At 40.4% G+C, this 14,011-nt stretch carries 12 protein-coding genes, 1 pseudogene and 1 riboswitch; of the genes and pseudogenes, 6 read left to right on the plus strand and 7 right to left on the minus strand.

The window, feature by feature from the left end:
- The first annotated feature begins 50 nt into the window (after window positions 1–50).
- Window positions 51–1,319, plus strand: coding sequence for a threonine ammonia-lyase IlvA (gene ilvA, locus MUB24_RS09050; protein ID WP_244703284.1), 1,269 nt, complete (start codon window positions 51–53; stop codon window positions 1,317–1,319).
- A 289-nt stretch (window positions 1,320–1,608) separates the two neighbouring features.
- Complete coding sequence (locus tag MUB24_RS09055; protein WP_244703285.1) at window positions 1,609–2,676, plus strand: C45 family autoproteolytic acyltransferase/hydrolase; 1,068 nt, start codon at window positions 1,609–1,611, stop codon at window positions 2,674–2,676.
- Window positions 2,677–2,749: 73 nt separating this feature from the next.
- On the opposite strand, the gene MUB24_RS09060 is transcribed toward MUB24_RS09055, so the two are convergent.
- From MUB24_RS09060 to cypC, 6 genes are all read right to left on the minus strand, one after another.
- Window positions 2,750–3,958 (minus strand): ABC transporter permease, encoded by a 1,209-nt coding sequence (locus MUB24_RS09060; RefSeq protein ID WP_244703287.1) that lies wholly within the window; start codon window positions 3,956–3,958, stop codon window positions 2,750–2,752.
- A complete protein-coding gene (locus tag MUB24_RS09065) occupies window positions 3,955–4,635 on the minus strand; it encodes an ABC transporter ATP-binding protein (protein ID WP_244703289.1) in 681 nt (226 codons plus the stop codon). The genes MUB24_RS09060 and MUB24_RS09065 overlap by 4 nt, the downstream gene beginning before the upstream one ends.
- Window positions 4,619–5,881 (minus strand): efflux RND transporter periplasmic adaptor subunit, encoded by a 1,263-nt coding sequence (locus MUB24_RS09070; RefSeq protein ID WP_244703291.1) that lies wholly within the window; start codon window positions 5,879–5,881, stop codon window positions 4,619–4,621. The genes MUB24_RS09065 and MUB24_RS09070 overlap by 17 nt, the downstream gene beginning before the upstream one ends.
- Window positions 5,882–6,085: 204 nt before the next feature.
- Window positions 6,086–6,874, minus strand: coding sequence for a membrane protein insertase YidC (gene yidC / locus MUB24_RS09075; protein WP_244703293.1), 789 nt, complete (start codon window positions 6,872–6,874; stop codon window positions 6,086–6,088).
- Window positions 6,875–6,911: 37 nt separating this feature from the next.
- A complete protein-coding gene (locus MUB24_RS09080) occupies window positions 6,912–7,178 on the minus strand; it encodes a hypothetical protein (protein ID WP_244703295.1) in 267 nt (88 codons plus the stop codon).
- A 176-nt stretch (window positions 7,179–7,354) separates the two neighbouring features.
- Entirely contained in the window at window positions 7,355–8,602 is a 1,248-nt protein-coding gene (gene cypC / locus MUB24_RS09085; RefSeq protein WP_244703420.1) for a CYP152 family fatty-acid peroxygenase CypC, read from the minus strand.
- A gap of 311 nt (window positions 8,603–8,913) precedes the next feature.
- A riboswitch (SAM riboswitch) is annotated at window positions 8,914–9,015 on the plus strand.
- Between the two features lie 220 nt (window positions 9,016–9,235).
- On the opposite strand from cypC, the gene MUB24_RS09090 reads away from it, so the two are divergent.
- From MUB24_RS09090 to MUB24_RS09105, 4 genes and pseudogenes are all read left to right on the plus strand, one after another.
- Window positions 9,236–10,000, plus strand: coding sequence for an SDR family NAD(P)-dependent oxidoreductase (locus tag MUB24_RS09090; protein ID WP_244703297.1), 765 nt, complete (start codon window positions 9,236–9,238; stop codon window positions 9,998–10,000).
- Window positions 10,001–10,059: 59 nt separating this feature from the next.
- Window positions 10,060–11,391 (plus strand): Na+/H+ antiporter NhaC family protein, encoded by a 1,332-nt coding sequence (locus MUB24_RS09095; protein WP_244703299.1) that lies wholly within the window; start codon window positions 10,060–10,062, stop codon window positions 11,389–11,391.
- A gap of 66 nt (window positions 11,392–11,457) precedes the next feature.
- Window positions 11,458–11,697, plus strand: a pseudogene (locus tag MUB24_RS09100) (S-ribosylhomocysteine lyase); the annotation flags it as partial.
- Between the two features lie 132 nt (window positions 11,698–11,829).
- Window positions 11,830–12,423, plus strand: coding sequence for a class I SAM-dependent methyltransferase (locus MUB24_RS09105; protein WP_244703301.1), 594 nt, complete (start codon window positions 11,830–11,832; stop codon window positions 12,421–12,423).
- A gap of 239 nt (window positions 12,424–12,662) precedes the next feature.
- Here the strand turns inward: MUB24_RS09105 and MUB24_RS09110 are convergent, their stop codons facing one another.
- The gene (locus MUB24_RS09110; RefSeq protein ID WP_244703302.1) at window positions 12,663–13,745 is read right to left on the minus strand and encodes an NAD(P)H-dependent flavin oxidoreductase; all 1,083 of its coding nucleotides are present in this window, start codon (window positions 13,743–13,745) and stop codon (window positions 12,663–12,665) included.
- Between the last annotated feature and the right edge of the window lie 266 nt (window positions 13,746–14,011).

Genomic DNA, 14,011 nt, shown 5'->3' on the forward strand with positions numbered 1-14,011 from the left:
TATAATGTACGAATATTCTAGTTTAATTCGCAAAGGAAGTGGATGACGCCATGAGTGAAACAAAATTGAAGTCAAATACTGTAAATGTGGAAGATATCCTGATTGCTTACCAACAATTAAAAGACGTTGTGGCACATACGCCTTTGCAAAAAAGTGAACGTTTATCTGAAAAATATGACTGCCGTATTTACTTAAAAAGGGAAGATATGCAGCATGTGCGTTCTTTTAAATTGCGGGGCGCTTATTATAAAATAAAACGAATGGAAACAGAAGCAAGGGAAAAAGGGGTTGTGTGTGCTAGTGCCGGCAATCATGCCCAAGGCGTTGCTTTTGCTTGCTCCCATCTTGGGATTTTTGGAACGATTTTTATGCCACAAACAACGCCCAATCAGAAAATTGACCAAGTTAAAATGTTTGGTCGTGAATTTGTGGAAATTGTGCTTGTCGGAGATACATTCGATGATTCATCCGTAAGTGCATTAGAGTACGCCAATCAGGAAGATAAAATTTTTATCCATCCTTTTGATGACCTTGATATTATTGCGGGACAGGGAACGGTTGCGGTTGAAATCATGAATGATTTAGAGGAGCCAGTTGACTTTGTCTTTTCTAGTATTGGTGGCGGGGGATTACTATCCGGCTTAAGTACTTATATAAAAAACTTATCTCCCCATACCCATATGATTGGAGTGGAACCTGCTGGCGCTGCCAGTATGAAAGCAGCCATAGAGAATAATGGGATCACTGTTCTTGATACGATTGATAAGTTTGTGGATGGGGCTGCTGTAGGATGTGTGGGACAAAAAACTTTTGAAATTTGCAGTCAATATGTTAATGATATTATCCCAGTACCAGAAGGAAAAGTATGTACAACAATTCTAGATTTATACAACAAACATGCGATCATCGCAGAGCCTGCTGGCGCCCTTCCTATCGCAGCATTGGATTTTTATAAGGAAGAAATTAAGGGAAAATCCGTTATCTGTGTCGTTAGTGGCGGAAATAATGATATTGGGCGGATGCAGGAAATTAAAGAAAAATCCTTATTATATGAGGGCCTTCTCTATTACTTTATCGTCAATTTCCCCCAACGCGCTGGAGCCTTGCGTGAATTTTTGGATAATGTCCTTGGACCACAGGATGACATTACCCATTTTGAATATACGAAGAAAAACAATAAAGAAAGCGGCCCTGGCTTAGTCGGAATCGAGTTAAAGAGACCGGAAGATTATGAAGGATTAGTGGAACGTATGCGACAAAAAGGCTTTCCCTTTACAGAAGTGAATAAAGACAGTACTTTGTTCAATCTGCTTATCTGATTTGAGAAACTTGAGGCATTTGTCCTCAAGTTTTTTATTGATCTCAGAATGTATTGATTGCTGAATGTGATGGAGTAATTTTGTCTGATATTTATGAATTTTAATGGCGATGGATGATTTCGAGAGGGAGTTGATAAACTTCATGAGAGAATCAATGAACTTCCAGGACGATTGATGAACTTCTCACCCCAATTGCGCGACTCCTTGTCCATATGGCTGTCTTTCACGTGACAACAACGATTAGGAAGATGTACGATGAACATACTTAAAATACAAAGAGGGATCTGTTTTGAAACAAATCTATAGTGAAATCATTCAATATCGTGGGACGCATTATGATTTTGGCCTTTTACAGGGGAAAAAAATAAAAGATTCTCTGATAATTCAAAATCGAGAACAGCAATGGAAAGTGAGGAAGCCGCGATTTACGATCAAAGTGGAAGAAGTGAAACAAGCTATTCTACCCTTTGCCCCTGGGATATGGGAGGAATTGTTGGGCCTGCAAGCCGCACTCGAATGGCCAATGGAACGTGTTCTAGCTGAGTTTGGTGGCTATCGTTTGGAATATGTAAAATCAGGTTGCTCCATTTTAACAGGGGAAGATTATCTGATTCGCAATTATGATTACCATCCAAAAACATATGAAGGGCGCTATCTATTATTTCAACCATCTGATCAAGGTTATGCGATGATTGGGCCCAGTCAGAGGGTCACAGGTCGTATGGATGGGATGAACGAAAAAGGGCTGGCAATGGGCTATAATTTTATGAATCGAAAAAAGCCGGGTGATGGCTTTATTTGTTGCATGATTGGAAGACTTATTTTGGAATCCTGCGCCTCAGTGACAGAAGCTGTGGATCTGTTAAAAGAAATTCCTCATCGGCATTCATTTAGCTATACCGTTTTTGATCCAAGTGGAGAAACCTTTATCGTGGAAGCAACTCCCCGTCGTATCGAAGTCCGCCAATCGAAGGCATGTACGAACCATTTTGAAATTTTGACAGACGAAAATCGTCATCATCTCGTCGATTCCAAACGTCGATTAGAGGCTATGAATTCGAAATATGAGACACTCACCAGTGCACATGAGGCCTTTCGTTTACTGAATGATCGAGATAAAGGCGTTTTTTCCGAATTATACAGCAGTTGGGCTGGCACCATTCACACGTCCGCCTATTTGCCCAGAGAAATGAAGGCATGGATGGCATTAGGGGGCAACCAAGAACCCATTGAATTCGATTTTTTAAAATGGCTAAATGGAGAAGATCTTACATGCAATAAAATTACAGGTGAAGTGAACACCGATATCCCATTTGTCCATATGGATGAAGGCGCACATTGGTCGCGAAAAAAGTAAATTCAAATACGCTCGAAAATGCTATCCGAGCGTAAAAAGGCTAATTGCTCGAGCGCAATTAGCCTTTTTACATTTATTCATATCTTAGCGCATCAATTGGACTTAGCTTAGATGCTTTGTTTGCTGGCAGGATTCCGAAAATAATACCAATAAAAGCGGAAAAGCCAACACCGATAAGGACAACAAGCGGACTTACCATAGCCTCTATATCAGCAAACATTGAAATTATCCCCGTAGCCGCACTGGCCAATGCAATTCCAATCAAACCTCCTAGTGACGTAAGGGTAATCGATTCAATTAGAAACTGAAAAAGAATTTTTCCACGAGTTGCTCCTAATGCTTTACGTAAGCCAATTTCCCTTGTCCGCTCCGTCACAGAAACGAGCATAATATTCATCACACCGATTCCGCCAACCAGAAGGGAAATGCCAGCAATGCTCCCGATAAAAAGTGTCATAATCCTAACCTCTTGTTTGAATTGGTCCTCCCATTCTGACATATCATAGGTCTCAAAATGACCATTTTCAAGATCCTTGCTTTCTGTCAATGTCTCGGCAGCCAGTCTTCCAGCCTCCCCGATTACTTCTGGGCTTTCTGCTATGACAGAGAGTTCTTCAATTTCACTACTTCCGTACATTAAAGAAATAACCGTTCGGGGCATAAGCATTTCGCCATCCTCATTCCATTGTTCAGGGGTAGGCGATTTATAAACACCAATAATTTTATATGGATTATCGTTCAGCTCAATAATTTCTCCGACCGGTTCTTCATTATCCTTAAAAAATTTCTCCCGTGCGACCTTGTCAATCATCACGACACGGTTCATCCCATCGTAATCACGGGTATTGATGGGTCTACCTTCCAAAACTTCTATACCAAGTGCCAAGAAATATTCCGAACCTATTCCTGTAATATTCAATTCACCTTGTTGATCATTATGCACCAACTGCCCCCAACCCATATTTGTCGCAACAACTGATTTTACGCCCGGAACAGCTGCCAGTGTCTCCACATCGTTAGCTGTTAATTCTGGATACTCGTAAACGTAATCACTGCTCATCATTTCTTCTTCTGTTAAATCTTCTACATAGTTTAACTGAATCGCATTTTTATCAGTCGCAAATAACTCCGCCTCCATTTGTTTCTGTACCCCTTGGCCAAGCCCTACAATCGTAATAACAGCTGCCACCCCAATAATAATCCCGAGCATCGTCAATAACGCGCGAATTTTATGATTCCAAATCGAGGAGAAGGCAATTTTAAAACTTTCTAGTATATTCATGATGTCATCCTCCGATCATCGGTGATCATTCCATCCCTCAAGGTGATCACCCGATTGGCATAGGCGGCGACTTCCTCCTCATGTGTAACAAGGATGACGGTTTTTCCCTCTTGATTCAGTTGGACAAACAGCTCCATAATTTGCTTACTTGTCTTGGAATCAAGTGCACCGGTTGGCTCATCAGCCATGATCACGGATGGATCATTCACAAGCGCACGGGCGATTGCCACGCGCTGCTTTTGTCCACCCGATAATTGGTTTGGCAAATGCTTCAACCGATCACCCAAGCCGACTTTTTCCAGCATTTTTTGCGCTCTTCCTCTCCGTTCACGCTTCGACATCCCCGCATAGATAAGCGGAGTCTCCACATTTTTTAACGCATTTAAGCGCGGAAGCAGGAAGAATTGTTGAAACACAAAGCCAATATGGCGATTGCGGAGCTGAGCCAATTGCTTCTCTTTAAAGGAACTGATTTTTTCATTATTTAATTCATAGGCTCCTCCTGTTGGATAATCCAGGAAACCAATAATATTCATTAAAGTCGATTTCCCTGAACCAGATGGGCCCATAATGGCAACAAATTCACCGTCTTCAATTGAAAGATCAATCCCGTGTAAAACAGGAACTTTAAGCGAGCCATTCCCGTAGACTTTTGTTATCTCACTCAACTTCATCATAGGACGTCACTTCCATTCCATCATGCAATCCAGGGGATGGGGAGATGACGACTAACTCATCCTTCGTTACACCCTCTGTAATCTCAATAAATTCATCGTTCATTTTGCCTGTTTCGATTTCCCGTCTTTGTAAAACTCCATCGACAAGCACATAAATCACTTCCACCATTTCCCCGCTACTCTCTCCATTCTCATCCACGTCCTCCTCTTCCACGATCGCCATATGAGGAACAACTAAAGATTTTTCTCCACCGCCCATTTTCACTTCTAATGAGACATGGAATCCTTGGCGTAGTTCAGTTGTATCATCAGTAATCGCTACTTTAAATGGATAAGTCGTGACATTGCCGCCACCGCCCATCATTTCATAGTCTTCACCGCCACCACCATCATCTGTTGGAAACTGAGAAACAGACTCAACGACTCCTTTCCATTCTCTATCTTTAAAAACCTTCGGGCGAATGACAACAGGCTGATCCTTTGCAATTTTAACCGCATCAAATTCATTCATCGTCCCAATGACTTTATAAGGTTGACTGGAAATGATATGAACAACAGGTTCGGTGGAACCCGTTTCGGTTTTCTCCACATTTTTGTTGACTTTTACAACAATTCCATCAATTTTGCTTACAACGGTCATCGCTTTTATTTGTGCATCTAGCTCATTAATCGTCTCTTGTATAGATTGAATCTCTTCTTTTGTAGCTTCATGGTCCATTTCTGCTTGAACCTTTTCATTTTCAAGTTGGTTCACATCATCTTGAGTGACAGCTTCTTCTGCTACCTCTGCCTCCGGGTCAATCTTTCGCCCAACCTTTTGCTTCGCCTCTTTGATTCTCTTATTCAATTCTGCTATTTGATTTATTTCAATTTGCGCTCTTTTATTCACTAAATCTCGTTCCCGAACCGTTTTATCAAATTCACGACTCAATTTTGAAGAGTCATAGACAAATAAAGGATCTCCTTTTTTCACTTTTTTATTTTCCTCAACCTTAAACTCTTGTATTTCCCCGTTTTCCGGTTCTGCATAAACTTTTTGTTCACTTTCTGGAACAATTTGTCCTGTCACTAAAATACTTTCGGTTAATTCTTGTTTATCCGCTTTTTGGACAGTAAGCGACATGTCTTCTTCTTCCATGCCATCGACCACTTTCGACCCCATTTTCATGACAATAGTGGCGCCAACAGCTAAGAAAATCAAAATTCCTGCAATAATGCCAATCCAAATCCATACCTTTTTTTTCACAATTGATCCCCCTATAAAAATTCTCTCACAATATATTTTTATCCTCTTATACTATAACGTATAAAACGACAAAAAAGTTTCGCTATTTAAAAAAAAAGATAATCTCCCTTAGAAAGAAGATTATCTTTTAAAACTAGTATTTATCCCGGATAAACGAACAATCAATGAGGGATGAAAAGAACCCCCACTAAATGAAGCTTCACTTTATTTAGAAGGTGATTTTGAATCCCCTTTTTCTTCCACTTTTTCCGGATGTTGCATATAAAATTTCCGCCCAAGCCAAGTTTGGAAAATCATGAATATACCACTGACAGTCCAATATAGCGGTAGGGCAGCTGGTGCTGAAAAAGAGATGAACATGATCATAATCGGAGACAGGTAAGAGAACATTTTCATCTGTTTTTTCTGAGCTTCTGGGACCGTTACCAGCGATACCTCTGCCTGAATAAAATAAACCAATCCGGCAATTAACATCATGATCCAGTCCGGATTTCCTAAATCGAACCATAAAAAGGAATGACTGGCAATATCAGCCGAACTACGAATCGCCCAATACAGTCCCATTAGGATGGGCATTTGGATGATCACAGGGAGACAGCCAACACCAAGCGGGTTGACATTATGTTTTTGATAAAGCAGCATCATTTCTTGCTGAATTTTTTTCTGTTCTTCAGGGTTTTTTGTCGCCTTTAGTCGTTTTTGGATATCGTCCATTTCAGGCTTGATCTTGTCCATCTTTACTTTCATTTCTTGTTGTTTCTTATACGTGTTGAGCATAAATGGCAGCAAGACCAAACGAATGATTAAAGTAATAATGATAATCGCGAGTCCATATTCTCCCCATAAGGTAGAACCAATTTCATGGATTCCCCAAGAAAGTGGCCGAACAAAAGTATTATAAAAAAAGCCTGTTTTATTTTCTACTCCTGAGCAACCACCAAGCATAAAGCTAGTGATCACAAGCAAAGAAAGTAATAATATATTTTTTTTCAATTCAATTTCACCTTTCTATTTAAAAAATTGGCGTCTTCTAAATAGGAAAGTGGTCCTCTTCTGAATCATCTGGAGATTCTTGTCTTTTGACCGTCTTCATTGGCTGAAACCGAAGAAGATGCGGTCTATCATTTTGAATCGTAGGCGCCATAAAGATATTTAGTTGAACAGATTCATGGGCCCGACCGTTCGTTTGCACAGAGCGAGAAAGCATGATTAATTGCCAACTCAAAATCCAGATAATCGCAATCGTAAGTGGTAAAATCCATTCTGCATATGATTCTTGAAGTAATAGATCATACATGACGAACACCTAATTTCTTAAGATCAATACTAAAAGTATAGTAGTTATTTGCAAGAATGTAAAAGGTTTTCTCGATAAAACAAAAAGAATAGAGCTAGAACGGCGCTATAGTTAGGATCGGTACTTTTTAACAGAAAAAGATGTCCACAAAGGAACATCTTTTTCATCCTAGTATTTTAAGCTTTCCTGCGGATCTGGCTCATCATAAAGCCGCTCGCAGGTAATGTCGGCATTTTCACTAAACTAAAGCTCAAATCTTGCTCAGGAACTTCGTATTCAATCTGATTGACTAGGAAATCTAATGTTGCTTTCATCATTTCAACGGTAATCCCTTCGCCCGGACAACGATGCCCTGTTGTTGGGTCACCCCCGCCTTGAGGGATAAAGTTGAATAAACTTCTAGCCCCTTCCTGAAAACGTTCTGGTCGAAATTGCGCCGGCTCCTCCCACTCTTTTTCATCATGGTTTGTCCCATAAATATCAAGCAGAACAAGCTGACCTTCTTTAAAATCACATTCCCGCCACGTGAAGTCTTTTTTAACTCGCGCGCCAAGGAACGGGCCAAATGGATAATAACGGCGCACCTCCTGAACAAAAGCCTCTCGTTCTTCATCTGTTGTTAAGCGCGTTCGATATTGTGGATGCTCATGCAGGGCCAAGGCCTCAAAGGTAATAAAGACGGAGATGACCACAGTTGGCCGTAACACATTTATCAATTCAACGGCTGCCGTATGCGTATCTAAACGCTCGCCATTAAGATCTTTGTGAAAAGCAATCGTATGTAGAGGTGTCCCTTCTCTAGCGGATAGCTTTCCAGTCCGCACATCTTCAATCAGGGAACCAACCCATTCTTCCGCCTTTGTCCTCGCCCTTCTCCCTTTCCAGTGTCGTGGACCCACCGCTCCGAATGCGTCAACCATTGAAGCAAAATCATCCGCTCGCTCCGCAACCTCCGCTTCTTTTAAAGGAACGCCTGCCCACTGACAGACTGTCCGACATAATACTTCTTTCGCTTCGTCAAATAAGACAATATGTTCTGCCAGTTCCCATTGGTCTAACCGCTCTGTCCATTTTTCTAGTACGAGCTCGCCTAATTTCTTTTCCTCTAACGGGGTCATCATCGACAGAAAAAGCTTTTTCCGATGATCATGCTGTTTCCCATCCAGCGTTTGCACACCACCAACCCCAAATAACGATTTTTGAATTCGTTTCGGTACCGCCCCTTCCCGCCGGAAAAGTTCTGTGTTATAAAATAATTCCGCGGCTTCCTCCCCACTAATACAGACGGCATTTTGGCCAAGCAAACGAGCCTCAAATAAATCGGACTGATATTTTTCCATCCTATTTTGAATAAATTGATACCCTTCTTGATAAAGGGCTAGACTATTATCAAGACTTTTATCTTGAGGAACATCGTTGTTCATTGTCATGAAAAACCTCTCCTTTTCCTTAAATAAACGTTTGACTTTTATAATGACCATTCTGGGGTGATTTAAACATCTATGTATGACACGAAAGAGATAGTAAAAAGATTGAAACCTTAAGAAGGTTTATTCATAATTGTTAAATAATTCACAATATAGTCAAGATGATTAGGGAATATGATATCTTTTTAGTTCTTAATGCTGTATAGACCTGCCTGATGTAAATAGTTTCCTGTATTCACACTGAAACGATTGACTTACATGGCTTTTTAATGTAATTTATTATTAACCAAATACATAAATCATTATATTTCTTATCTAGAGAGGTGGAGGGACTGGCCCTACGAAGCCTCGGCAGCGGACTCAGAGAAGTACTGTGCCAACTCCAGTAGTATAATACTTGAAGATAAGAAGAGGATTCTGCCTATATGTTTTAAAGCCTCTTCTACCTTTAAAGAAGAGGCTTTTTCACATTAGAAGGTTAAAAAACATCATTCTGCCCGTTAAAATGGGGATAAAATAGAGCTTACATTAGATTTTAGGATAATCTTTTCTTCTATCACAACAGATTGAAGCTTATCTCTAAAGCTTTCATCTGTTGTTCTTTATTTTTTCTCAAAAGGGGGACAACCCATGTATACCATGGATTTAACAGGAAAAGTAGCCATTGTCACAGGTGGGGCAAATGGCATCGGAAAGGCCATTGTCGATGCGTTTTTGGATTGTGGTGCAAAAGTGGCGGTTGCTGACATGTCCGTAATGGAAAAAGCTTCAAGTGATCACTTATATTATGTTAAAACCAATGTATCTAAAAGTGACCAGGTAGAAGATATGATTAAACAAGTAACGACTCACTTCGGAAGATTGGATATTCTTGTAAACAACGCAGGTATTTCCACAATGGATTATATGGTTGATATTAAGGAGCAAGATTGGGATCGGACGATGGATGTGAACGCAAAAGGTGTATACCTATGCACGAAGGCAGCCGCCAAAATTTTGAAAGCCCAAGGCGAAGGGGGAAAAATTATCAATATCTCCTCTCAAGCAGGTAAAAATGGCTATCGTTTGATGGGAAGTTACGTAGCCTCCAAACATGCAGTACTAGGCATGACAAAAGTAGCTGCCATTGAACTGGCCAGAGATCAAATTAATGTAAATGCGGTATGTCCCGGAATCGTAGAAACGGATATGAAAAGAACAGAAAGAGTAATCGGAGGGGAACTTCGGGGTCTTGACGAAGAATTAATTCGGCTAGAAGACAACTCCCAAGTACCATTAGGGAGAACAGCATTACCAGAAGATATTGCCAATGTGGTTGTCTTTTTGGCCTCAAAATACTCTGATTACATGACTGGACAAGGGATTAACGTTACAGGCGGGATGACAATGAACTAATTGGCAATCTCTAATCTACTTCACAAAATAAAATGAATAGAAATTCAGGAGGTCATTTTATGACGGATACACAAAAACAAGGGAGTCTTCTTGCCCTACTGCCATTGCTTATATTTGTGTTACTTTTTATCGGTAATGGGCTCATTTCTGGAGACTTTTCAAATATGCCATTAAATGTAGCTATTATAATTGCAGCAGCGATTGCATTGGTTATGAATAGGAAAGAAACTTTAGTAAATAAATTAGACATCTTTACAAAGGGGGCAGGCCATCCCAATATCATACTAATGGTTGTAATCTTTATACTAGCCGGTGCCTTTGCGGAAACAGCAAAGGGAATGGGTGCGGTTGACTCTACCGTTAACATGGGACTATCCTTTATCCCTGGTAATTTATTAATGGTCGGATTATTTGCTGTTGGCTGTTTTATTTCCATTTCAATGGGGACATCCATGGGGACAGTGGCTGCTTTGACGCCAATTGGAATGGGAATTGCCGAGCAAACTGGAATATCCATGGCTTTGGCTATGGGAACTGTCATTGGCGGGGCCATGTTTGGCGATAATTTGTCCATGATTTCAGATACGACCATCGCTGCAGTTCGAACGCAAAAAACAAAGATGAATGACAAATTCAAAACCAACTTTTTTATCATTTTACCTGGGGCAATTGTGACAGCTGTCATTCTTTGGCTTGTTACAATAGGAAATGAGAGCCATACTCTCGGGGAATATCCTTTCAGTTTCATTAAAGTCCTTCCTTATATCCTTGTCTTAGTTTCCGCATTGGTAGGGGTTAATGTTGTCATTGTCCTCCTTGGAGGTACAGTTTTTGCAGGGATTATTGGCTTAATCGATGGCTCCTATACAACAACTGGATTCATTAAAGCAATCTCTCAAGGAATCATGAATATGGAAGACATCGCCATTGTTTCTATCCTTATTGGTGGGATGATTGGCATCATTCAACATAATGGAGGGATTGATTGGCTACTAAACTTTGTAACAAGTAAGTTGAGAACAAAAAAAGGAGCAGAATTCGGAATTGCTGGACTGGTCAGTGTAGCAGATATCGCAACAGCCAACAATACTATTTCAATTATTATGACAGGTCCATTAGCAAAAGACATTGCGGATGAATATAAGATTGATCCAAGAAAGTCTGCAAGTATACTAGATATTTTCGCGAGTTGCTTTCAAGGAATTGTTCCCTATGGTGGACAAATGCTTGTTGCCTCTGGACTAGCCGCCATTTCTCCTGTTAGTATTATACCGTACTCATTCTATCCAATGGCACTTGGTATCTGTGGCATTCTTGCCATATTCCTTGATTTTCCAAGGCACCACAAGGCGGGTACGAACAATGATGTAAAAACAGAAGGCTCTCTATAAAAGTAGAGTGAATACGTAAAATTACTCGTACTAGACAAAATTATGAATGATTAGAGTGAAATGATCATGGTCCAAAAAATGAACATTGAAAGTTTTAACTTTGATCATACAAAGTAAAGACACCTCATTTTCGCCTAGCAGGTGTAACAGAAGGCGAAAATGGGGATGTCATTCATATAAATATGATCTTCGCGTTTCAAACAACCGAATCAAGCGCATATGGACATGCCAGCACTTTATTCACTAGAACACTTAATGGCAGAATTCCGTAATCACCATAACCCAAAGTCTATCGCAATTCAGCCGTGAATAGTCCCGTTGTTTGGTATTCCAACAAAAGAGGTTTTAAAGCGCGTAAGAGAGAGCAATATATGATGGATGGCATAAAGAATTTAAAAAGCGCAAAACGACGATTTGATTAAAAGGAGAATCATTCATATGGAAAAAGAAAAATATCAATCTGAAGATATAGCACGATTTGCAAAAAGAGTGGAATTCCTTGAAGATCCTGCAAAAAGAGGTGATATATCGCCAGAAGAACTACTAAAAATACTTCCTATAAAAAAAGCGGATCACATTTTAGATTTAGGTGCAGGAACAGGCTACTTTACCATTCCAACCGCTAAAACAGTGGAAGAAGGGGCCGTTTTTGCATTAGATATCGATCCTAATATGTTAGAGGTGATTCGTTCCAAGGCAAAAAAGGAAAATATAACAAATATTAAAACTCTAGAAGGTAGTGTGGATGATATCCCGTTATCCGACAATTCAATGGACTTTGTACTTGTTTCCTTAGTTCTCCACGAGTTGAAGCCTTTATTATCTGCTTCACTTCGGGAAATGAAACGTGTGCTGAAACCTGGTGGAACTTTCGTATGTATGGAATTTGAAGCGGAAGAAACTCCCACTCATCCCCATCCTAGAATTTCCTCCTCCCAGATGGAACAAAAAGTCACGAAAGCAGGGCTAAAAGTAATACAGAAGTTATTTCCAACAGATAAAACATATATCATCATAGCTGAGAAAAAGTAAACGGGTATTTTTGTTAGAGGCGGGCGCGCCACACCCAATTTCTAAAACAGCGCTTTGTTACGGAATCGCAATTGCTCCAATCTGAAGATCACGACCGGGTCGGTCAAAACATTCAATACTCTCCATTGACCAAGCAGACACTACAGCGTGTATGTACCAAACAAATCATTTTCCTTCTTCGAGAATACAAATGTAAGTAAACTTTCAATTCCATTACTATTAGAATTCAGAACACAATGTTACCATCTTCTCGCTTGATTCTTCACAATATCATTCACTTGGACTAGTATTTCTGAAATCAACTCACTTGCGGATTGATGTTTACTTGAACGTGGATTTTGACCACACCATAAAGACATCCATTCAGGTCGATTTTGTTTGGCTGCTTCACTTCTAATTTGCTTTGTTAAAGCGTTTTGAAGTGGGTATTTCGGCAGTTCCTTTTCGTGTTTCGCCATTTTTGTAATGAAGTCGTTTTGGACGCCCCTTGCCGGTTTACCGCTAAATGCCGAGGTCACCACCAGTTGTTCCTCATGGCTGGTCAAAATCGCTTCTTTGTGCTGAACATTTGCTCCACTCTCCACACTTGTGACAAACGCCGTTCCCATCTGGACAGCTTCCGCCCCTAGTACCATGGCCGCCAAAACCCCTCTGCCATCCATGATTCCACCTGCGGCAATCACAGGTATATCGACATGATCTACCGTTTGCGGGATAAGTGCCATCGTTCCGATCATCGCTTCTTCAAAAGATCCCATAAAAGTACCACGATGTCCCCCAGCTTCACTGCCTTGCACAACCACCATATCCATTCCATGTTCTTCATTGGCCATCGCTTCTTTTACCGTTGTAGCGGTACCAATTACCACAGTATTTCTCTTTTTTAACTTCTGAACTGTTTCCTTTGGAGGGATTCCAAATGTAAAACTGCATATAGGTACTTGCTCTTCCATCATAATTTCTATTTGTTTTTCAAAAAAGGAAGCACTCGGTTTCTGTACCTCAGGCTTTTCCGATAGGTTTAATTCCTCCCGAAAAGGTCTGAGCCATTCGTTTGCTTTTTCAATCACATCTTCAGAGATATCCGGTAATTCCGGGACAAATAGATTCACACCAAACGGTTGATCTGTAAGCTGCTTAATCTTCCGAATGCTTTCTTGCGTTTGTTCGGGACTCATATATCCCGCACCAAGCGTTCCAAGAGCACCCGCATTGGAAACAGCAGCTACAAGTTCAGGGGTTGTCACACCTCCTGCCATTCCTGCTTGTATGATCGGGTATTTAATATTCAAAGCTTGTGTTATTCTACTTTCATACCACATCGTGACCTCTCCTTATAGTAGGTATCTTCAGATGACAGACTTGTTATTTGTTCGAATCTTTTCATCCATCCCCCACACCTCACAAATAATTTCCGGTATTTTCTTTCTTATAGTCTAGCATATACTCGGTCTCCTCAAAACTAGGCGGAAATTTAAGTAGACTATCATTATATGTATTGTCATTGTATTTGACCAATCCTCTACTTGGTGAAAGGGATTTTAGATTATAGATTGGATTAGATAAGATGCGGTTTCACTTTTTAACG

It is taken from the genome of Lederbergia sp. NSJ-179 (assembly GCF_022867885.1).
GTDB lineage: Bacteria > Bacillota > Bacilli > Bacillales > Bacillaceae_C > Lederbergia.

What these genes read in the sequence shown, in the direction of transcription:
- cypC (WP_244703420.1), bottom strand. Translation starts at nt 8,602, where the DNA reads ATGAACAACGATGTTCCTCAAGATAAAAGTCTTGATAATAGTCTAGCC.
- MUB24_RS09060 (WP_244703287.1), bottom strand. Translation starts at nt 3,958, where the DNA reads ATGAATATACTAGAAAGTTTTAAAATTGCCTTCTCCTCGATTTGGAAT.
- ilvA (WP_244703284.1), top strand. Translation starts at nt 51, where the DNA reads ATGAGTGAAACAAAATTGAAGTCAAATACTGTAAATGTGGAAGATATC.
- MUB24_RS09090 (WP_244703297.1), top strand. Translation starts at nt 9,236, where the DNA reads ATGTATACCATGGATTTAACAGGAAAAGTAGCCATTGTCACAGGTGGG.
- MUB24_RS09110 (WP_244703302.1), bottom strand. Translation starts at nt 13,745, where the DNA reads ATGTGGTATGAAAGTAGAATAACACAAGCTTTGAATATTAAATACCCG.
- MUB24_RS09105 (WP_244703301.1), top strand. Translation starts at nt 11,830, where the DNA reads ATGGAAAAAGAAAAATATCAATCTGAAGATATAGCACGATTTGCAAAA.
- MUB24_RS09080 (WP_244703295.1), bottom strand. Translation starts at nt 7,178, where the DNA reads ATGTATGATCTATTACTTCAAGAATCATATGCAGAATGGATTTTACCA.
- MUB24_RS09095 (WP_244703299.1), top strand. Translation starts at nt 10,060, where the DNA reads ATGACGGATACACAAAAACAAGGGAGTCTTCTTGCCCTACTGCCATTG.
- MUB24_RS09065 (WP_244703289.1), bottom strand. Translation starts at nt 4,635, where the DNA reads ATGATGAAGTTGAGTGAGATAACAAAAGTCTACGGGAATGGCTCGCTT.